We start from the raw sequence: 20439 nt of genomic DNA, 5'->3' as shown, positions 1-20439 counted from the left end.
TCATACCGCTCGCTTGGTTATCGTTATGGCTAGCGGCATCCCTGCATCGCGGACGCGATTCCCGTCCCGTACACCGTCCCTGGCACAGCTCCGGCCGTGGCCGGCAACGCATCGCGGCGCCGCCCCCTCGGGCGGCGCCGGCGAATCACAGGTAGCTGTTCAGTACATCGTCGACGAAGCCTTCGGCGCGCATCTTGTCCAGCGCGGCCTGCAGCTTCTGCACCACTTCGTCGGGGGTTTCCCTGTTCAGCGCCAGGAACAGCTGGTCGCTGTTGAAGCGCAGCACCGTCTTCAGGCCGCCGACGCCGACCTGCTTGGCCAGGTAGCGCCCGGCCGGGTCACCGCTGGCCCAGAGGTCGATCTCGCCCTTCTGCAGCTTGCCGGCGTTCTCCTGGTCGCGCAGCACCAGCACCGGCTCGAAGCCGTGCTCGGCGAGGTACTCGGCCATGGCGTCGCCCTTGTAGGCGCCCACCTTGTATTTCTTCGCCTCGTCCAGGCTCTTCAGGGCGATGGGGCTGTCGCCGCGGGCCAGCAGCACCCAGTCGTCCGGGCCGATGGGGCCGACCCACTTGAAGGCGTTTTCCCGCTCCGGCAGCCGCGCGGTGACGAAGACGCCGTAGTCCGGCTTCTCCAGCGCCAGCTTGTAGATGCGCTCCCAGGGGAAGCGCAGGGTCATGCTGTACTTGATGCCGGCGCGCTTGTACATCTCCCGGACGATGTCCACGGCGATGCCGTCGATGTTGTCTTCCTGGGCGAAATTCTTGCCGTTGATGGCCATGTTGTAGGGCGGGAAGTTCTCCGTCAGCAGGACCATGCTGTAGTCCGGGGAGATTTCCGCATGCGCTGTGCCGGCCAATAGCAGGGTACTGGCCAGCAGGAGGCGTTTCAGCATCGAGAAGCATTCCTGGTCGAAAACGAAGGCACAGAGCTTACCGCAAGTTTGCCATCATTCGGCCTTGCATCTTTCGGACCGCATCACGCCTTCCGGAAGCCGCGGCGGAGCGCTCTGGCACGGGGCCTGCGGCCGGCCATGAAAAAGGCCCGGGCCGTCGCGGGACGGGCCGGGCCTGCACATCGGGCGTGCGCCGCGCCGCTTCAGCGCACCACGATGCCGCGGCTGGCCAGGTAGGCCTTGGCCTCCGGCACGCTGTATTCGCCGAAGTGGAAGATGCTCGCCGCCAGCACCGCGTCGGCCTTGCCTTCGAGGATGCCGGCGGCCAGGTGCTCGAGGTTGCCGACGCCGCCGGAGGCGATCACCGGCACGTTCACCGCCTCGCTGATGGCGCGGGTCACGCCCAGGTCGTAGCCGCTCTTCACGCCGTCCTGGTCCATGCTGGTCAGGAGGATCTCGCCGGCGCCCAGGCCTTCCATCTTTTTCGCCCACTCCACCGCGTCCAGCCCGGTGGGCTTGCGTCCGCCATGGGTGAAGATTTCCCAGCGCGGGGTTTCGCCCGGCGCCGAGACCTTCTTGGCGTCGATGGCGACCACGATGCACTGCGAGCCGAAACGCGCGGCGGCCTCGCCGACGAACTCCGGGGTGAACACCGCGGCGGTGTTGATCGAGACCTTGTCCGCGCCGGCGTTGAGCAGGTTGCGGATGTCCTGCACGGTGCGCACGCCGCCGCCGACGGTCAGCGGGATGAACACCTGGCTGGCCATGCGCTCGACGGTGTGCAGCGTGGTGTCGCGGCCATCGACGCTGGCAGTGATGTCGAGGAAGGTGATCTCGTCGGCGCCCTGCTCGTCGTAGCGCCGGGCGATCTCCACCGGGTCGCCGGCGTCGCGGATGTTCTCGAACTTGACGCCCTTGACCACGCGGCCGTTGTCCACGTCGAGGCAGGGGATGATGCGTTTTGCCAATGTCATAGCTTTCTCCGAAAGCGGCTTCAGGCTTCAGGCTTCAGGCTTCAGGCTTCAGGCTTCAGGCTTCAGGCTTCAGGCTTCAGGCTTCAGGCTTCAGGCTTCAGGCTTCAGGCTTCAGGCTTCAGGCTTCAGGCTTCAGGCTTCAGGCGAACAGCATACCGCCCACCCAAACCACGCCAAGCTCTTACCTGCAGCCTACAGCCTGCCGCCTGCCGCTGCCTTGTCGCAAAGCGCCTGCGCCTCGGCGACGTCCAGGGTGCCCTCGTAGATCGCCCGGCCGGTGATGGCGCCGATGATGCCCGGGGTGCGCGCGTCCAGCAGCTTCTGGATGTCGCCCAGGTTGTGGATGCCGCCGGAGGCGATCACCGGGATGCGCGTGGCGTTGGCCAGGGCGGCGGTGGCTTCGACGTTGCAGCCCTGCATCATGCCATCCTTGGAAATGTCGGTGTAGACGATGGCGGACACGCCATCGGCCTCGAAGCGCCTGGCCAGGTCGATGACCTGCACTTCGCTGACCTCGGCCCAGCCATCGGTGGCGACGAAGCCGTCCTTCGCGTCCAGGCCGACGATCACCTTGCCGGGGAAGGCGCGGCAGGCCTCGCCGACGAATTCCGGCTGCTTGACCGCCTTGGTGCCGATGATCACGTAGCTGACGCCGGCGCGCACGTAGTGCTCGATGGTTTCCAGCGAACGGATGCCGCCGCCGATCTGGATCGGCAGGTTCGGGTAGCGCCTGGCGATGGCGGTGACCACCTCGCCGTTGACCGGCTTGCCCTCGAAGGCGCCGTTGAGGTCCACCAGGTGCAGGCGGCGGCAGCCACCTTCGACCCATTTGGCGGCCATGGCCACCGGGTCGTCGGAGAAGACGGTGGCGTCTTCCATCAGGCCCTGGCGCAGGCGCACGCAGGCGCCGTCCTTCAGATCGATTGCGGGGATGATCAGCATCGGTTGAACCTGCTCGAATCCAAGTCGTGAATAGGGTCGGGTCAGCTCTTCTCGAGCGCCCACAAGTCGCTTTCGATGCTTTCGAACCTGTCCTTCAGGTGCGCTTGCACATCGAGAATCGCCTTGTTGTAGAACAGCGGGCCGAACTCGCGCATGAAGAAGTCCAGCGCTTCCTCGGCCTCGAAGGAGCCGACGTCCAGCTCGAAACGCTCCTCGAGGAAGCGCTGGATGGCCCGCGCCGCGCTCTGGCGCTGGGCGCCATCGAGCTGGAGGATCGCCGGCTTGTCCTTCTGGCGCGCCATGGCCTACCAGCGGCCGTCCCAGGCGGCGAAGTTCTGCAGCAACTGCAGGCCGTGGGTGTGGCTCTTTTCCGGGTGGAACTGCACGGCGAAGCGCGGGCCCTCGGCCAGCGCGGCGGCGAAGTCGCGGCCATAGTGGCCGCGGCCGGCGACCTGGCGCGGGTTGCCCGCCTCGATGTAGTAGCTGTGCACGAAGTAGAAGCGCGCCTCGTCGGGGATCTCGTGCCACAGCGGGTGGTCGAGGGTCTGCTTGACCTGGTTCCAGCCCATGTGCGGCACCTTCAGGTGCTCGCCGTCCTCGTACAGGTCCTTGCCGAAGAAGCGCACCTGGCCGGGGAACAGGCCGATGCAGTCGACGCCGCCGTTCTCCTCGCTGTGCTCCAGCAGCGCCTGCATGCCGACGCAGATGCCGAGGAAGGGGCGGTCCTGGCTGACTTCACGCACCAGCGCGTCGAAGCCCAGGCGCCTGATCTCGGCCATGCAGTCGCGGATGGCGCCCACGCCGGGGAACACCACGCGGTCGGCCTCGCGGATCACCGCGGCGTCGCTGGTCACCAGCACGCGGCCGGCGCCCACGCGCTCCAGCGCCTTGGACACCGAGTGCAGGTTGCCCATGCCGTAGTCGATGACGGCGACCGTCTGCATTACAGGCACCCCTTGGTCGACGGCATCTGCCCGGCCATGCGCTCGTCCAGCTCGATGGCCATGCGCAGGGCGCGGCCGAAGGCCTTGAACACCGTCTCGATCTGGTGGTGGGTGTTGTGCCCGCGCAGGTTGTCGATGTGCAGGGTCACCTGGGCGTGGTTGACGAAGCCCTGGAAGAACTCCATGAACAGATCGACGTCGAAGCCGCCGACGCTGGCGCGGGTGAAGGGCACGTGCATCTGCAGGCCGGGGCGGCCGGAGAAGTCGATGACCACGCGCGACAGCGCCTCGTCCAGCGGCACGTAGGCATGGCCGTAGCGGCGGATGCCCTTCTTGTCGCCGATGGCCTTGGCGAAGGCCTGGCCGAGGGTGATGCCGATGTCTTCGACGCTGTGGTGGTCGTCGATGTGCAGGTCGCCCTTGCACTCGATGTCCAGGTCGATCAGGCCATGGCGGGCGATCTGGTCCATCATGTGCTCGAGGAAGGGCACCCCGGTATCGAAACGGGCCTTGCCCGTGCCATCCAGGTCGATGGACACCTTGATCTGGGTTTCCAGGGTGTCGCGCGCGACGGTTGCCTTGCGTTCGGCCATCACCAGCTCCACAGCTAACACTGCACTTAATTATAAGAGGGCCCGCATTATAGGCGCGGCGGGCCGCGCAGGGCTACGGGCGACGGTCGGCGGCGCTGGCCGCGGGCCACCGCTTGTCCGTAAACTGCGCGTCCCCGCCGAGGATGCCGCCATGCCCGTGATCGTCGAACACCTTGCCCAGCCCTCCGCCCAGGACCGCCAGGACCTGGCCAGGCTCTACGCCGAGGCGCCGGCCTGGCTGCTCGCGCCCTTCGCCGATGGCGAGGCCCTGGTGGACGCCGCGCTGGCCGCCGGCACGCTGCTGACCGGGCGCTTCAACGACCGCCTGCTGGGCGCCGCCTGGCTACGCCGCGACGCCGACGCCTGGCGCCTCTCGCGCCTGTGCGTGCGCCGCGTCACCCGCGGCCGCGGCGTGGCCCGGCGGCTGCTGGAAGAAGCCCAGCGCCAGGCCGTGCTCGCCGGCTGCCCGCTGCACCTGCAGGCCCCGGCCGGACAGGCGGAGGCCGCGGAACTGGCCGGGCACCTGGGCCTGGCCCTGGAATGGACCTGAGCTGCTAGCCTGGGACGGACTGCGCAACCACGAGGTACGAGGCACATGCCTTTCGAAGAACGCGAACGCGCGGCCCTGCTCGCCCTCAAGGGCGTCGGCCCGACGGTCCTGCAACGCTTGGAACAGATGGGCCTGGACAGCTTCGGCAAGCTGCGCGAAAGCGATGCGCAGAGCATCCTCGGCGCCGGCGCCGCGCTGACCGGCAGCAGTTGCTGGAAGAACAGCCCGCAGGCCCGCGCAGCCATCGCCGCAGTGCTGCAACGGGCCACCGAGGACGCATGAACGACATCGACATCCTGGTCATAGGCGCCGGCGCGGTCGGCCTGGCCTGCGCCGCGCGCCTGGCCGCCGCCGGACGCAGCGTGCTGATCGTCGAAACCGAACGGTTGATCGGCAGCCACACCTCCAGCCGCAACTCCGAGGTCATCCACGCCGGCCTCTACTACCCGCCCGGCTCGCTCAAGGCCGAACTCTGCCTGGAGGGCCGCGAGCGCCTGTACGCCTGGTGCGCCAGCCACGACGTGCCGCACAGCCGCATCGGCAAGCTGCTGGTGGCCGTGGAAGACGCCGAACTGGGCAAGCTGGAAGCCCTCGCCGCCAATGCCGAAGCCAGCGGCGTACATGACCTGCAGCCGCTGGACGCCGCCCAGCTGCACGCGCTGGAGCCGGCGGTGCGTGGCGTGGCCGCCCTGCTCTCGCCGAGCACCGGGATCATCGACAGCCACGTCTACATGCTGTCGCTGCAGCACGCCGCGGAAAACCGCGGCGCGCAGCTGGTGCTGGACACCCGCATCGACAGCCTGCGCCGCGCCGCCGATGGCTGGATCGCCGAGGGCGTCAGCGTCGGCGAACCCTTCAGCATCCAGGCCGCACAGGTGGTCAACGCCGGCGGCCTGTTCGCCCAGCAACTGGCCGCGCGCACCGAAGGCCTGCAAGGCGTGCCGCCGCTGCACCTGTGCCAGGGCCGCTACTTCACCTACGGCGGCCGCTCGCCGTTCAGCCACCTGATCTACCCGATGCCCGAGGCCAACACCGCCGGCCTGGGCGTACACGCCACCCTCGACCTCGGCGGCCAGCTGCGCTTCGGCCCGGACGTGCGTTACCTGGAAACCATCGACTATCTGGTCGACGAAGCGCTGCGCGAGCCCTTCGCCCAGGCCATCCGCCGCTACTTCCCGGGCTTGGACGCCGAACGTCTGCAGGCCGGCTACGCTGGGATTCGTCCTAAACTGAGCGGCGCCGGGGAACCCGCTTCCGACTTCGTCATCCAAACCGCCGTGGACCACGGCCTGCCGGGCCTGGTCAACCTGTTCGGGATCGAGTCGCCGGGGCTCACCGCCAGCCTGGCCATCGCCGAACGCGTCGCCGCCGCCTGCTGAAGCGGGCGGGCGCATTGATATACTCCCGCCAATTCACCCGCCGCCAGAACAAGGACCCGTCCATGAAAGCGTTCGGCAAGATCCTGGGCATAGCCGTCCTCGCCCTGCTGCTACTGGTAGTCGCCGCCGGCTTCATCCTCACCCACTTCTTCGACCCCAACGACTACAAGGACGAGATCCGCCAGCTCGCCCGCGACAAGGCCAACCTCGAGCTGGACCTGCGCGGCGACATCGGCTGGAGCCTGTTCCCCTGGCTCGGCCTGGAACTGCACGACACCAGCGTGGCCAGCGTGCGCAGCCCGGACAAGCCGTTCGCCGACCTGCAGCTGCTGGGCCTGTCGGTGCGGGTGCTGCCGCTGCTGCGCCGCGAGGTGCAGATGAGCGACATCCGCGCGCAGGGCCTGACCCTGACGCTGAACCGCGACAAGGCCGGCAAGGGCAACTGGGAAGACATCGGCAAGCCGGCCCAACCCGCCGGCGCCACTCCCGCCACGCCGGCCGGCCAGGCCAGCGCGCCCGCCGAAGCGCCCAAGGCGCCGGCCGAAACCGCGTCCACGCCGATGAAGCTGGACATCGACAGCCTCAACGTCAGCGGCGCGCGCATCGACTACAGCGACGAGCAGAGCGGCAAGCAGTACACCGTCGAAGGCCTGGACCTGAACACCGGCGCCATCCGCGAAGGCAGCAGCATCCCCTTCAAGCTCAACGCCTACCTGGGCACCAACCAGCCGGTGACCCGCGCCAAGACCGAGCTGACCGGCAACCTGCGCTTCGACCGCGCGCTCAAGCGCTACCAGCTGGAAGACGCCAAGCTCTCCGGCGAGCTGGCCGGCGACCAGCTGCAGGGCCGCACCGCGACCTTCTCCGCCCAGGGCCAGCTGCTGCTCGACCAGGCCGCGCAGGTCGCCGAGTGGAACGGCCTGAAGCTGTCGGTCAACCAGCTGCGCGCCCTTGGCGAGCTGAAGGCGCGCAACCTCGACAAGGACCCGCAGTTCACCGGCGGCCTGTCCATCGCCCCGTTCAACCTGCGCGAATTCCTCGAAGGCCTCGGCCAGAAACTGCCGGAGATGGCCGACGGCAACACCCTGACCAGGCTGGAGCTGGCCGCGCGCCTGGACGGCAGCCGCAACAGCGTCAACCTCAGCGACATCCAGCTCAAGCTCGACGACAGCAGCTTCAGCGGCAGCCTGGGCCTGGCGGACATCGCCAGGCAGGCCGTGCGCGCCCAGCTCAGCGGCGACAGGCTGAACCTCGACCGCTACCTGCCGGCCAAGGCCGCCAAAGGCGCCGAGGCGGCCAGCGCCAGCCGCAAGGCGGAAGTCGACGCCACCGTCGCCAGCGCCACCGGCAAGGGCGATAGCCCACTGCCCAACGCCCCGACCCAGCAGGCCTGGAGCGACGCACCGCTGCTGCCGCTGGCCAAGCTGCGCACGCTGGACCTAGACCTCGACCTGAACCTCGGCCAGCTCACCCTGGACAAGCTGCCGATCGAGAACGCCGTGCTCAAGCTGCGCGGGCAGAACGGCCAGTTCAGCCTCGACGACATGCGCGGCGAACTCTACGACGGCCGCTTCAACGCCAAGGCCAGCCTCGACGTGCGCCAGGACGTGGCGCTGCTGGCGGCGCAGAAGCACATCGAAGGCGTGCCGGTGGAGAAACTCCTCGAAGTCCAGGGCCAGAAGCCGCCGGTCACCGGCCTGCTGAACCTGGACGCGGACATCACCACCCAGGGCAACAGCCAGAAGGCCTGGATCGACAACCTGAACGGCAAGGCCAACTTCAAGCTGAGCAAGGGCGTGCTGCTCAACGCCAACCTGGAAGAGCAGCTGTGCCGCGGCATCGCCACCCTCAACCGGAAGAGCCTGAGCGCCGAGCACGGCGGCAAGGACACCCCCTTCCGCGAGCTCAACGGCAGCCTGACCTTCCGCAACGGCGTGGCCAGCAACCCCGACCTGCGCGTCGCGGTGCCCGGCCTGACGGTGAAGGGCGACGGCGACCTCGACCTGCGCGTGCTGGGCATGGACTACCGCGTCGGCGTGATCATCGAAGGCGACAAGAGCGACATGCCCGATCCGGCCTGCGAGGTGAACAAGCGCTACGTCGGCATCGAATGGCCGCTGCGCTGCCGTGGCCCGCTGGAACTCGGTGCCAAGGCCTGCCGCCTGGACCAGGAAGGTATCGGCCGCATCGCCGGGCAACTGGCCGGGCAGCGCCTGAACGAGAAACTCGAAGAGAAATTCGGCGACAAGGTCAGCCCCGACCTGAAGGACGCCCTGAAGAACCTGCTGAAGAAGAAATGACCCCCGAACGCTTCAATACCGCGGTCCTCGACTGGTACGACCGCCACGGCCGCCACGACCTGCCCTGGCAGCGCGACATCAACCCCTACCGGGTGTGGGTGTCGGAAATCATGCTGCAGCAGACCCAGGTGAGCACTGTGCTGGGTTACTTCGACCGCTTCATGGCGGCGCTGCCCACGGTCGCCGACCTGGCCGCAGCGCCAGAGGACGAAGTCCTGCACCTGTGGACCGGGCTGGGTTACTACACCCGCGCGCGCAACCTGCAGAAGACCGCGAAGCTGGTGATGGAGCGCCATGGCGGCGAATTCCCCCGCGACCTCGAGCAACTCACCGAGCTGCCCGGCATCGGCCGCTCCACCGCCGGGGCCATCGCCAGCATCTCCATGGACCTGCGCGCGCCCATCCTCGACGGCAACGTCAAGCGCGTGCTGGCCCGCTACCTGGCCTGCAACGGCTACCCGGGCGAGCCCAAGGTGGCGAAGCAACTGTGGGAAGCGGCGGAGCGCTTCACCCCCCATGCGCGGGTCAACCACTACACCCAGGCGATGATGGACCTGGGCGCCACCCTCTGCACCCGCAGCAAGCCCAGCTGCCTGCTGTGCCCGCTGAGCGAAGGCTGCCGCGCCCACCTGCTCGGCCGCGAAAGCGCCTACCCGGTGCCCAAGCCGCGCAAGGAGCTGCCGCAGCGGCGCACGCTGATGCCGATCCTGGCCAACCGCGAAGGCGCCATCCTGCTCTACCGCCGCCCGTCCACGGGCCTGTGGGGCGGCCTGTGGAGCTTCCCGGAACTGGACGACCTCGCCCAGCTCGACCCGCTCGCCGCGCAGCACGCCCTGCGCCTGGGGCAACGCCACGCGCTGCCCGGCCTGACCCACACCTTCAGCCACTTCCAGCTGGCCATCGAGCCCTGGCTGGTGCGCGTGGAGGACGCAGCCGGCGGCGTGGCCGAGGGCGACTGGCTCTGGTATAACCTCGCCACGCCGCCGCGGCTCGGTCTCGCGGCCCCGGTCAAGAAGCTGCTCAAACGGGCAGCCGACGCGTTGAATGCAGGAGAGATGACATGAGCCGAATGGTGATGTGCCGCAAGTACAAAGAAGAGCTGCCCGGCCTCGATCGCCCGCCCTACCCCGGCGCCAAGGGCCAGGACATCTACGAGCACGTGTCGCGCAAGGCCTGGGACGAGTGGCAGAAGCACCAAACCATGCTGATCAACGAGCGCCGGCTGAACATGATGAACGCCGAGGACCGCAAGTTCCTCCAGGCCGAGATGGACAAGTTCCTCTCCGGCGAGGAATACGCCCAGGCCGAGGGCTACGTCCCGCCGAGCGCGTAAGTTTCGGTATTAACTGAAAATTTTTTCGCGGCACGCTTGACACCCCAAACGAAAACCCTTTTAATGCGCGCCACGTTGCCCAGGTAGCTCAGTTGGTAGAGCAGGGGATTGAAAATCCCCGTGTCGGCGGTTCGATTCCGTCCCTGGGCACCAAGACACCTAAGCCCCTGATCTCGAAAGAGATCAGGGGCTTTGTCTTTCTGAAGCACGGCTAAAGCCCACCCGACTGGTACACAAGGTGGGTACACATGGCCGACTCCAGCCGCATGATCGGCGGGTCACCCCGATACCGCGCGCGATCCTTCATGGCACAGCCCTTCAAGCATCCCCAGAGCGGAGTCTTCTATCTCCGACGCCGCGTTCCCGATGAGCTCCGCCCCATCCCTGGACACGAATACAAACGCTCGCTGAAAACCCGCGACCCGCCGCAGCGAAGGCACGCTTCGCAGCAGAGCAGGTGATGGCAAGGCTGAGTGTTCCCCGCGGATGTGGTGATGAACCGCGTAGTCATGGATGTACAATCCGCGCGCCAAATCAGGAAGCGAAAATGAACAGTGTTAGCCGCAGGATCGATCAGTTGCGTCGGAAAATCCCTGGCTTTGAATGCAAGCCTGGCTGCCACGATTGCTGCGGACCGGTCACTGCGTCTTCGGAAGAGATGGCCCGATTACCCGTCAAGAGTGAGGCCGAGCACGATACAGCCTTGGCGGAGTGGAGCTGCGTCCACCTTGGCGTCAATGGTTGCGAGGCGTATGAGCAGCGCCCACTTATCTGCAGGCTATTTGGGACCACGCCTAGCATGCCATGCCCGGAGGGAAGGGGGCCCGAGACACCTACTGATGAATCGGTGGTTCGCCAAGTCAACCAATTGATCGCCAGCACTCGGCAGGTTCTGGTTTAGGCTGCTGAGAAATGACAAGCCCCGTGGGTGCGGCAGGGCTTGGCTCGCAGGAAGAATCAAGCCTTTACGGTTCGGTTTGAAGGTCCAACAGCAAGGTTTCGTTCTTCTTCGGGAAAGCCAGAAACCCAGCATTGGCACGACCTGCAGGTAATCATTCGATTCCGTCCCCGGGCACCAAGCTTCCGAAAGGCCCCTGAGTTCGCCAGAACCAGGGGCTTTTTGCATTCCCCGCCCCATCAGCCGATCACCGCCGCCCCTGCACCGCTGGTCGCCCGCCCGGCGAATACTCCCCGGGTTACGTTGTCTACTGGCGCGTAGCAGAACGTTTTTTCAGAATGATGACATTCCGGATGATTTCCGCCCGATGGATGGGATACTTTCAGGTCCCCGATGCCTGAAAAGGGAGTGCTCGTGCATCCTCTAAAGCGCTGGTGGCAACAACGCGGCAACCTCGCGACGCTTGCCATCCTGTTCCTGGTGATCCCGCTGGCCAGCCGCCATGCCTTTGGCTGGGGCAACCTCTACGGCTACCTGTCCGACCTGGCCATCGGTAGCCTGCTGGTCCTGCTGCTGCACCGCCTGCGCCTGTTCCTCGCGCTGCCGGTGATGCTGCTGTGGGCGCTGATGACGATCGGCAACGCCGAGCTGGTCAGCGCCGTGGGCCGCATGCCCGATCCCAGCGACCTGCACTTCCTCGCCGACCCGACCTTCGTCGGCAACTCCACCCAGGGCGGCGGCATCGCCCACCCGTGGCTGGCCGGCGCGCTGCTGGGCGCCATCGCGCTCTGCGCGCTGCTCTGGCGGCGCCGCGAGCAGCGCCTGTCGCGCCTGGCCTATAGCCTGCCGGTGGCCCTGCTGGGCGCCCACTTCGGCCTGCAGTACGTGATCCCCAACGACGTCGACGTGTGGAAGCAGTTCAACCTGCCGCACCGCCTGCTGGCCGGCGGCGCCAGCCAGGGCGAGCTGGCGGTCGAGGACTGGCTGGCCGGCGACCAGGGCGACACCCCGCCCGACGTCACCGGGCTGACCCAGCTCGACCTGTCCGGAACCCCGCTGCTGGCCGGCCCGGGCACGGCGAAGAACGTGCTGATCATCACCATGGAAGGCATCCCCGGGGCCTACGTGGCGACCAACCGCGCCGCCCTGAGCAGCAGCTACGAAGAATCCATGATGCCCAAGCTCAGCGCCTGGGCCGAACGCTCGATGACCACCCCGGACTACGTGGTGCACAGCCACCAGACCATCCGCGGCCTGTACGCGCTGCTGTGCGGTGACTACAGCAAGCTGGACAACGGCACGCCCAAGGGCGTCGAGCTGCTGTCCAACCCCGGCCGCGCCGCCGAGTGCCTGCCGGCGCAGCTGCGCCAGCACGGCTTCAGCACCCACTTCCTGCAGGGCGCCGGGCTGCGCTTCATGGCCAAGGACAAGGTGATGCCGGCCATGGGCTTCGACAAGACCCTCGGCCGCGACTGGTTCAAGAAGAAGCCCTACCTGGAGTTCGCCTGGGGCATGGACGACAAGGCCTTCTTCGAGGGCGCACTGGACTACGTCGGCCAGCTGCGCAAGGACAAGAAGCCGTGGATGCTCACCCTGCTGACCGTCGGCACCCACCAGCCGTACTCGGCCACCCCGGAATACCTGGCCAGGTACCCCACCCCGCGCCAGGCCGCGGTGGGCTACCTGGACGACGCCGTCGACGCCTTCCTCGCCGGGCTGGAGAAGCAGGGCGTGCTCAAGGACACCCTGGTGATCGTCACCTCCGACGAATCCCACGGCATCGACAACGTGCGCCTGGCCTCCTCCTGGGGCCTGAACCTGGTGCTGGCCCCGAGCAGGCGGCCCTGCCGCCGGTGAAGAGCGGCGTCTACGGCCACGTCGACATGGACGCCTCGGTCCTCGACTACTTCGGCTTCACCCCGCCGAAGGACGTTTCCGGGCGCTCGCTGTTCCGCGAATACAGTAACGGCCGCGAGATGGTCTCCTTCACCAACGGCATGCTGCGCTTCCACGACGGCAAGCAGACCTTCACCGAATGCGACTTCCAGCAGGTCTGCCGGCGCTACAAGAGCGATGGCTTCATCGCCGACAGCGCCCAGTTCGTCGGGCGCTTCAGCGGCCGCGACGCCCGCCTGGTCGCCGCCCGCGCCGGCCTCCTCGACCACTCGGTGACCGGCAGCGGCCCGGGCGGCGAATACCAGTTCGCCACCCAGGAGAAGATCCGCATCAAGCCGCAGGTCACCAACGAGTACACCGACAACCTGATCGGCGCCCAGTACCTGGAGTTCCCGGCCGACAGCCACACCACCGTGAACCTGAAGATCCGCGCGCTGCAGATGGACAAGGCCGGCGCCAAGGTGCAGCTGAAGACCCGCGAGTTCGAACGCCCGGTGGACCTGGCGATCCCCGAGTTCCCGCTGCTGACCCGCGACAAGCCGCTGCAGGTGACCTTCGGCTTCGACAACGAGCGCGCGCGCAAGGCCTTCTCCTTCCACCTGCTGGCCGAAGGCAAGGGCATCATCGAGATCACCGATTTCCACGTGCAGACGCAGCCGCGCAAATCGGCCATCGACGCCAGCGAGCATCCCACCCGGGTCGCCGGCGGCAGCGTACTGCCAGGCCCGCGCATCGGCGGCCGCCCGGCGCTGATGGCCGGCCAGCTCGACCAGCTCGACGAAGAGAGCCGCGACGACAGCGGCGGCGAGCAGCAGATCACCCAGTGACCCTCCCGGGCCCCGACCAAGGTCGGGGCCCGCGGCCTTTTCCCCCGCCGGCGAAGCTGGCACTATCGCGCCCCTCGTTCCGCCAGCCCCCTCGCCAGGCCTCCGGCACCCCGGTGTTCAGCCCAGGCGACAAGGCACTGCGGCAATGCGACAAGATGCCACTATCCAGGCCCGGCGCGGCCCCCGAACGCTTGGCGCCCCCCGGGTCGCGTGATAGCTTGCGTTCGCCAGGAAGGCCCTACCCCCTGCCGCGGCGCGCCGCGAAGCATCCGAACAACAATAGAGGAGCCCCCAATGGCCGAGGCCATACCCGCGCTGGAAATCCGTAACCTGCACAAGCGTTACGGCGACCTGGAAGTGCTCAAGGGCATTTCCCTGACCGCCCGCGAAGGCGACGTGATCTCCATTCTCGGCTCCTCGGGTTCCGGCAAGTCGACCTTCCTGCGCTGCATCAACCTGCTGGAAAACCCGCACCAGGGCCAGATCATCGTCGCCGGCGAAGAGCTCAAGCTGAAGAAGGCCAAGGACGGGGCGCTGGTCGCCGCCGACAACCGCCAGATCAACCGCCTGCGCAGCGAACTGGGCTTCGTCTTCCAGAACTTCAACCTCTGGCCGCACATGAGCATCCTCGACAACATCATCGAGGCGCCGCGCCGCGTGCTGGGCAAGAGCCGCGCCGAAGCCATCGAGATCGCCGAGGCCCTGCTGGCCAAGGTCGGCATCGCCGACAAGCGCCACGCCTTCCCCGCGCAGCTCTCCGGCGGCCAGCAGCAGCGTGCGGCCATTGCCCGCACCCTGGCCATGCAACCCAAGGTGATACTGTTCGACGAGCCCACCTCGGCCCTGGACCCGGAGATGGTCCAGGAAGTGCTCAACGTGATCCGCGCGCTGGCCGAAGAAGGCCGCACCATGCTGCTGGTCACCCACGAGATGAATTTCGCCCGCCAGGTTTCCAGCGAAGTGGTGTTCCTCCACCAGGGCCTGGTCGAGGAACAGGGTTCCCCCGAGCAGGTCTTCGGGAACCCGCAGTCCGCGCGCTGCAAGCAGTTCATGTCCAGCCACCGCTAACGGAGCAACTTTGCATGAAGAACTATAAGAAGATCCTTCTGGCCGCTGCCGCCACCCTGGCTTTCGGCGCCCACGCGGTCGCCGCCGAGAAGCTGCGCATCGGCACCGAAGGCGCCTACCCGCCCTTCAACGGCATCGACGCCAGCGGCCAGGTGGTCGGCTTCGACCTCGACGTCGGCAAGGCCCTGTGCGCCAAGATGAAGGTCGAGTGCGAGGTGGTCACCTCCGACTGGGACGGCATCATCCCGGCGCTGAACGCCAAGAAGTTCGACTTCATCGTCGCCTCCATGTCGATCACCGACGAGCGCAAGCAGGCGGTGGACTTCACCAACCCCTACTACACCAACAAGCTGCAGTTCGTGGCGCCCAAATCGGTGGACTTCAAGACCGACAAGGGCTACCTGAAAGGCAAGGTGATCGGTGCCCAGCGCGCGACCATCGCCGGCACCTGGCTGGAAGACAACATGGCCGACACCGTCACCATCAAGCTCTACGACACCCAGGAAAACGCCTACCTGGACCTGTCCTCGGGCCGCCTGGACGGCGTGCTGGCCGACAAGTTCGTGCAGTACGACTGGCTCAAGAGCGACGCCGGCAAGGACTTCGAGTTCAAGGGCCAGCCGGTGTTCGACAACGACAAGATCGGCATCGCCGTGCGCAAGGGCGACCCGCTGCGTGACAAGCTGAACGCCGCCCTGAAGGAAATCGTCGACGACGGCACCTACAAGAAGATCAACGACAAGTACTTCCCCTTCAGCATCTACTGATGCCAGTCCGGTGCGCCCTGTAACCCAGGGCGCGCCCCTTCAGGCGTGATCCCCATGATTTTCGACCTGCACGGTTTCGGCCCGCAGCTGGCGGCCGGCACCCTGATGACGCTCAAGCTGTCCCTGGCCGCGGTCTGCCTCGGCCTGATCCTCGGGCTGCTCGGCGCCATCGCCAAGACCTCGAAGAATGCCTTGCTGCGCATGCTCGGCGGCGCCTACACCACCCTGGTGCGCGGCGTGCCGGAAACCCTCTGGGTGCTGATGATCTACTTCGGCACCGTGGCCGGGCTGAACGCCCTGGGCGACCTGTTCGGCAAGCCCGACCTGGCCCTGAGCCCCTTCGCCGCCGGCACCTGCGCCCTGGGCCTGTGCTTCGGCGCCTACGCCACCGAAGTCTTCCGTGGCGCCCTGCTGGCGGTGCCCAAGGGCCACCGCGAGGCCGGCCAGGCGCTGGGCCTGTCCGCCCCGCGGATCTTCTGGCGCATCGTCCTGCCGCAGGTGTGGCGCGTGGCCCTGCCGGGCCTGGGCAACCTGTACCTGATCCTGCTCAAGGACACCGCCCTGGTCTCGCTGATCACCCTCGACGAGATCATGCGCAAGGCCCAGGTCGCCTCCAACGCGACCAAGGAACCCTTCACCTTCTACATGACCGCCGCGCTGATCTACCTGGGCCTGACCGTCTTCGTCATGGCCGCCCTGCACTTCCTGGAGCGCCGCGCCGGCCGTGGCTTCGTGAGGAACGAGCTATGAACGACATGGAGCTGATCCTCAAGTGGCTGCCGAAGATGCTCCAGGGCGCCGGGCTGACCCTCGAGCTGCTGGCCTTCGCCGTGGTCGCCGGCCTGGCCCTGGCCTTGCCGCTGGGCATCGCCCGCGCCTCGCGGCACTGGTACGTGCGCGCGCTGCCCTACAGCTACATCTTCTTCTTCCGCGGCACCCCGCTGCTACTGCAGCTGTTCATCGTCTACTACGGCCTGGCGCAGTTCGAGTCGGTGCGCCAGGGGCCGCTGTGGCCGTACCTGCGCGATCCCTACTGGTGCGCGCTGCTGACCATGACCCTGCACACCGCGGCCTACATCGCCGAGATCCTCCGCGGCGCCATCCACGCCATCCCGGTGGGTGAAGTGGAGGCGGCGCGGGCCCTGGGCATGTCGCGCCGGCAGGCGCTGCTGCACATCATCCTGCCGCGCGCCGCGCGCATCGCCCTGCCGGCCTACAGCAACGAGGTGATCCTCATGCTCAAGGCCAGCGCCGTGGTCTACACCGTGACCCTGTTCGACATCATGGGCATGACCCGCACCATCATCGCCCGCACCTACGAGGCCATGCTGTTCTTCTGCCTCGCCGGGGTGTTCTACCTGGTCATCACCCTGGTCCTCACCCGCCTGTTCCGCCTCGCCGAGCGCTGGCTGCGGGTGGACTCCATGCAGGGGCGCTGACCGGCGCTTCCCGGACGTGGCGGGGCCGCTATAATCGCCGCCCCGCCACTCATCCCCAGCGCACCGCCGTGGCCAACCGCCTCACCGACGACGACCTGCTCCAGCGCTTCCAGGCCCTGGATGCCTTCCTGCTCGCCCACCAGGGGCTGTGGCGGCCCAAGCCCTTCACCCTGCTGGAGCTGTCCTGGGAAGCCCAGCACCGGGAACTGGCCAGTTGGCTGCGCGGGCGCGACCTGGAACAGGCCGATGCCGCGCACAACCAGCCCGAACGCCTGCCCGCGCCGGCGCCTTTCCCGGAGCTGGCGCGCCGTGCCGCCCAACTGAGCGACGTCGGGGACCTGCCATCCCATGCCCTGCCCAAGCTGCCGACGCAGTTCCAGGTCGACGTGCCCGGGCGCAAGTGGCAGCAGATCGAGGCCTTCGCCAGCCGCCTGGACTTCGCCACGCCCTCCGTCCAGTGGCTGGACTGGTGCGCCGGCAAGGGCCACCTGGGGCGCCTGCTGGCCCATGGCGGGCAGCCGCTGCTGAGCCTGGAGCGCGACCTCGCGCTGGTCACCGACGGCCAGCGCCTGAGCGACCGCCTGGGCCTGCGCGCCATGCACGTCGAGCAGGACGTGCTCGCCGAGGGCGCCGCCCGCTACCTGCAGCCCGGCCAGACCGCCGTGGCCCTGCATGCCTGCGGCGACCTGCACGTCCAGTTGCTGCGCCTGGCGGCGAGCAGACGCTGCCGGCAACTGGCGGTGGCGCCCTGCTGCTACAACCGCATCGCTGGCGAGCACTACCAGCCGTTATCCACAGCCGCGGGCGCCTCGCGCCTGAAGCTGGACCAGGACGACCTGCGCCTGCCGCTCGCCGAGACGGTCACCGCCGGCGCCCGGGTGCGGCGCCAGCGCGACAACTCCATGGCCCGGCGCCTGGCCTTCGACCTGCTGCAGCGCGAACTGCGCGGCGCGGACAGCTACCTGCCGGTGCCCTCGGTACCGGCGGACTGGCTGCACAAGCCGTTCGCCGACTACTGCCGCGACCTGGCCGCGCTCAAGGGCCTGCCCCGCCCCGCCGAACGTGACTGGAACGCGCTGGAGGCCCAGGGCTGGCAGCGCCTGGCGCAGGTGCGCAACCTGGAGCTGGTGCGTGGCCTGTTCCGCCGCCCGCTGGAACTCTGGCTGCTGCTCGACCGCGCGCTGTTCCTCGTCGAACAGGGCTACCGGGTACGCCTGGGACGCTTCTGCGCCGCCCAGCTCACCCCGCGCAACCTGCTCATCCTCGCCGAGCACGTCTAGTACGAGCGTTCCAGAGAGAAGCCCACAGAAGCTGTGGATAACTCTGTTGAGAAGATCGGGAAAATCGCCTCTGCGGCCCGCCCCTGGCCCGCTGGCGCAGCACTGTTCGAATTTTGAACAGATCAGGTAATTTCTTTTAAAAACATATATTTAAGAAAAACCTGAAAAGCGCTGAGGCTTTTTTAGCACGAGTCGCTCGCCCGTGCCCCGGCATTGTGCATAAGCACCGGGAACAGGGCTGTGCCGCACAAGGGCCGGGCACGTCCTGTTTCGCGGAACGCTCCCATAGTGCATTCAGGAACGGATTGTTGCCCATTTGCAACAATCCGCTATTTGTCATTAGCTGCCTAGGCAGTATTATTTTGAAATAGATTACCTGCCTAGACAGTTATTAGCCTTGCCATGGATCACTACCGCGTCTCGGACTTTCCGTTCAAGGGCTCGATCGGCCAGTTGCTGGGGCTGGCAGCCATCCTCAAGGACCGCCTGCTGGACAAGCACCTGATCGACCTGGACATCACCGCCGCGCAATTCAAGGTGCTGTTCTTCATCGGCCAGAACCGCGCCAACACCCCGGGCGAGCTGTGCCGCGAGCTGTCCATCGACAGCGGCTCGATGACGCGCATGCTCGACCGCCTGGCGAAGAAGGACCTGCTGCTGCGCCAGCCCTGCCCCAACGACCGGCGCAGCGTGCGCCTGCAGCTCAGCCCCGCCGGCGAGGCGGTGAACGCCCAGGCGCCGCAGATCGCCGTGCGGGCGATGAACGAACTGGTCGGCTGCCTCAGCCCCGAGGAACTGCTGACCCTCACCCGGCTGCTGGGCAAGATCCTCAGCAGCCATGGCGTCGCGCCCGGCGCGCCGCAGGAGAAGTAAGCCATGCGCGCATTCCGCTTACCCGCCGCTACCCTGCTGGCCAGCGCCGTGGCGCTGGCCGGTTGCGTCAGCTCCTCGGGCCTGGCCCCCAGCGGCAAGGCGCTCGACAGCGCCTCGCTGCAGGCCGGCCGCAGCCTCGACGGCACGCCGCTGTCCAGCGCCGCCTGGCCACGCCGGAACTGGTGGAGCAGCCTGGGCGACGCCCAGCTCGACGGCCTGATCGACGAAGCCCTCAAAGGCACGCCGGACCTGCAGATCGCCGATGCCCGCGCCCGCCAGGCCGCCGCCTCGGCCAACGCCGCCGATGCCGAACGCATGCCTACCCTCAACGGCAAGGCCAGCTATGCCGGCATCCGCGCCCCCACCAGCGTGCTCCCCGCGCCAACGGGCGGGCACTACGCGGCGGTGAAGTACCTGTCGCTGGGCTTCAACTACGATTTCGACCTCTGGGGCGGCCAGCGCGCCGCCTGGGAAGCCGCCCTCGGCCAGGCCAACGCCGCCGAGGTGGACCGCCAGGCCGCGGCCATCAACCTCTCGGCCAACGTGGCCCGCGCCTACAGCGAGCTGGGCCACGCCTTCGCCGTGCGCGACCTGTCCCACGATGAGCTGGAACGCTCCCAGCGCATCTACGACCTCAGCCGCAAGCGCATGGATGCCGGCCTGGACAGCAAGGTGCAACTGCAGCAATCCCAGAGCCAGGTGGCCAGCGCCCGCCAGCAGTTGGCCGCCGCCGAGCAGCAGATCGCCAGCGACCGCATCGCCCTGGCCGTGCTGCTCGGCCAGGGGCCGGACCGCGGCCTCGACCTGCAGCGCCCGCAGCCGCTCAAGCCCGATGCCCTGAACCTGCCGCCCGACCTGCCGGCGGAACTGCTCGGCCGCCGCCCGGACATAGTCGCCGCGCGCTGGCGCGTCGAGGCCGCGGGCAAGGACATCCAGGCGGCGAAGACGCAGTTCTACCCGAACCTCAACCTGGGCGCGATGATCGGCCTGGCGAGCATGCACACCAGCGACCTGCTGGAGGCGCCGAGCCGCTTCTACCAGGTCGCCCCGGCCATCTCCCTGCCGCTGTTCGACGGCGGCCGCCTGCGCGCCAACCTGGCCGGCAAGGACGCGGACTACGACCTGGCCGTGGCGCAGTACAACAAGACACTGGTCGGCGCCCTGGGCGAGGTCAGCGACGACCTCGGCCAGCTGCGCTCGCTGGAGCAGCAACTGGTCGACCAGCGCGAGGCCCGCGACATCGCCAAGTCCAACTTCGAACTGGCCATGCGCCGCTACGGCGAAGGTGTCGGCAACTACCTCGACGCCCTCAGCGTGCAACAGCAACTGCTGCTCGCCGAGCGCCAGCTGGCCAACCTGGAAGCCCAGCGCATCGACCTTTCCGTCCAGCTGGTGCAAGCCCTGGGCGGCGGCTTCCAGGCCGACTCCGTCCCCCCGTCTTCCGCGCCGCTCGCCCAGGCGGGCGCGGCCGCCGCGCATTGAGA

21 protein-coding genes, 1 tRNA gene and 1 pseudogene are annotated in these 20439 nt (G+C 67.7%); 17 read left to right on the top strand and 6 right to left on the bottom strand.

Going from position 1 to position 20439, the window contains the following annotated elements:
* Window positions 1–145: 145 nt before the first annotated feature.
* The 6 genes from PKO50_RS32785 to hisB form a co-directional block, all read right to left on the bottom strand.
* Window positions 146–892, bottom strand: coding sequence for an ABC transporter substrate-binding protein (locus PKO50_RS32785; protein WP_275628333.1), 747 nt, complete (start codon window positions 890–892; stop codon window positions 146–148).
* A gap of 203 nt (window positions 893–1095) precedes the next feature.
* On the bottom strand, window positions 1096–1866 hold the full coding sequence (hisF, locus tag PKO50_RS32780) for an imidazole glycerol phosphate synthase subunit HisF (RefSeq protein WP_089394554.1): 771 nt from the start codon (window positions 1864–1866) through the stop codon (window positions 1096–1098).
* Between the two features lie 192 nt (window positions 1867–2058).
* Window positions 2059–2808 (bottom strand): 1-(5-phosphoribosyl)-5-[(5-phosphoribosylamino)methylideneamino]imidazole-4-carboxamide isomerase, encoded by a 750-nt coding sequence (gene hisA, locus PKO50_RS32775; RefSeq protein ID WP_109934923.1) that lies wholly within the window; start codon window positions 2806–2808, stop codon window positions 2059–2061.
* 41 nt (window positions 2809–2849) lie between these two features.
* On the bottom strand, window positions 2850–3110 hold the full coding sequence (locus PKO50_RS32770; protein WP_089394536.1) for a DUF2164 domain-containing protein: 261 nt from the start codon (window positions 3108–3110) through the stop codon (window positions 2850–2852).
* Window positions 3111–3113: 3 nt separating this feature from the next.
* Window positions 3114–3752: an imidazole glycerol phosphate synthase subunit HisH gene (hisH, locus tag PKO50_RS32765; RefSeq protein ID WP_109934922.1), complete on the bottom strand. Its 639-nt coding sequence runs from the start codon at window positions 3750–3752 to the stop codon at window positions 3114–3116.
* The gene (hisB, locus tag PKO50_RS32760) at window positions 3752–4345 is read right to left on the bottom strand and encodes an imidazoleglycerol-phosphate dehydratase HisB (RefSeq protein ID WP_089394534.1); all 594 of its coding nucleotides are present in this window, start codon (window positions 4343–4345) and stop codon (window positions 3752–3754) included. Before hisB ends, hisH begins: the two co-directional genes overlap by 1 nt.
* A gap of 151 nt (window positions 4346–4496) precedes the next feature.
* On the opposite strand from hisB, the gene PKO50_RS32755 reads away from it, so the two are divergent.
* The 17 genes and pseudogenes from PKO50_RS32755 (at window position 4497) to PKO50_RS32680 (ending at window position 20437) form a co-directional block, all read left to right on the top strand.
* Window positions 4497–4895 (top strand): acetyl-CoA sensor PanZ family protein, encoded by a 399-nt coding sequence (locus PKO50_RS32755; RefSeq protein ID WP_275628332.1) that lies wholly within the window; start codon window positions 4497–4499, stop codon window positions 4893–4895.
* Window positions 4896–4940: 45 nt separating this feature from the next.
* A complete protein-coding gene (locus PKO50_RS32750; RefSeq protein WP_275628331.1) occupies window positions 4941–5177 on the top strand; it encodes a helix-hairpin-helix domain-containing protein in 237 nt (78 codons plus the stop codon).
* Window positions 5174–6274 (top strand): NAD(P)/FAD-dependent oxidoreductase, encoded by a 1101-nt coding sequence (locus PKO50_RS32745; RefSeq protein ID WP_275628330.1) that lies wholly within the window; start codon window positions 5174–5176, stop codon window positions 6272–6274. The genes PKO50_RS32750 and PKO50_RS32745 overlap by 4 nt, the downstream gene beginning before the upstream one ends.
* 62 nt (window positions 6275–6336) lie before the next feature.
* Window positions 6337–8574: an AsmA family protein gene (locus PKO50_RS32740; protein ID WP_275628329.1), complete on the top strand. Its 2238-nt coding sequence runs from the start codon at window positions 6337–6339 to the stop codon at window positions 8572–8574.
* On the top strand, window positions 8571–9638 hold the full coding sequence (gene mutY, locus PKO50_RS32735; protein WP_109934918.1) for an A/G-specific adenine glycosylase: 1068 nt from the start codon (window positions 8571–8573) through the stop codon (window positions 9636–9638). Before PKO50_RS32740 ends, mutY begins: the two co-directional genes overlap by 4 nt.
* Window positions 9635–9907 (top strand): oxidative damage protection protein, encoded by a 273-nt coding sequence (locus PKO50_RS32730; RefSeq protein WP_089394528.1) that lies wholly within the window; start codon window positions 9635–9637, stop codon window positions 9905–9907. Before mutY ends, PKO50_RS32730 begins: the two co-directional genes overlap by 4 nt.
* A gap of 77 nt (window positions 9908–9984) precedes the next feature.
* Window positions 9985–10060: transfer RNA gene (locus PKO50_RS32725), tRNA-Phe, on the top strand.
* Window positions 10061–10155: 95 nt separating this feature from the next.
* A complete protein-coding gene (locus tag PKO50_RS34135; RefSeq protein WP_346770484.1) occupies window positions 10156–10368 on the top strand; it encodes a DUF6538 domain-containing protein in 213 nt (70 codons plus the stop codon).
* 86 nt (window positions 10369–10454) lie between these two features.
* The gene (locus tag PKO50_RS32720) at window positions 10455–10808 is read left to right on the top strand and encodes a YkgJ family cysteine cluster protein (protein ID WP_109934917.1); all 354 of its coding nucleotides are present in this window, start codon (window positions 10455–10457) and stop codon (window positions 10806–10808) included.
* Window positions 10809–11198: 390 nt separating this feature from the next.
* Window positions 11199–13528 (top strand): annotated as a pseudogene (locus PKO50_RS32715) (LTA synthase family protein).
* Between the two features lie 294 nt (window positions 13529–13822).
* Window positions 13823–14596, top strand: coding sequence for an ABC transporter ATP-binding protein (locus tag PKO50_RS32710; RefSeq protein ID WP_089390913.1), 774 nt, complete (start codon window positions 13823–13825; stop codon window positions 14594–14596).
* Window positions 14597–14610: 14 nt separating this feature from the next.
* Window positions 14611–15363 (top strand): ABC transporter substrate-binding protein, encoded by a 753-nt coding sequence (locus tag PKO50_RS32705; protein ID WP_275628328.1) that lies wholly within the window; start codon window positions 14611–14613, stop codon window positions 15361–15363.
* 54 nt (window positions 15364–15417) lie between these two features.
* Window positions 15418–16113, top strand: coding sequence for an ABC transporter permease (locus PKO50_RS32700; protein ID WP_069863078.1), 696 nt, complete (start codon window positions 15418–15420; stop codon window positions 16111–16113).
* Window positions 16110–16802, top strand: a complete 693-nt coding sequence (locus PKO50_RS32695; RefSeq protein ID WP_109934915.1) for an ABC transporter permease — start codon at window positions 16110–16112, stop codon at window positions 16800–16802. The genes PKO50_RS32700 and PKO50_RS32695 overlap by 4 nt, the downstream gene beginning before the upstream one ends.
* Before the next feature lie 68 nt (window positions 16803–16870).
* Entirely contained in the window at window positions 16871–18082 is a 1212-nt protein-coding gene (locus PKO50_RS32690; protein WP_275628327.1) for a methyltransferase, read from the top strand.
* 402 nt (window positions 18083–18484) lie between these two features.
* Window positions 18485–18955, top strand: coding sequence for a MarR family transcriptional regulator (locus PKO50_RS32685; protein ID WP_109934913.1), 471 nt, complete (start codon window positions 18485–18487; stop codon window positions 18953–18955).
* A gap of 3 nt (window positions 18956–18958) precedes the next feature.
* Complete coding sequence (locus PKO50_RS32680; RefSeq protein WP_109934912.1) at window positions 18959–20437, top strand: efflux transporter outer membrane subunit; 1479 nt, start codon at window positions 18959–18961, stop codon at window positions 20435–20437.
* Window positions 20438–20439 lie beyond the last annotated feature (2 nt).

Source organism: Pseudomonas sp. 273 (genome assembly GCF_029201425.1).
Taxonomy (GTDB): Bacteria; Pseudomonadota; Gammaproteobacteria; order Pseudomonadales; family Pseudomonadaceae; genus Pseudomonas; species Pseudomonas delhiensis.
This window is presented reverse-complemented; position numbering and strand designations above follow the sequence as displayed.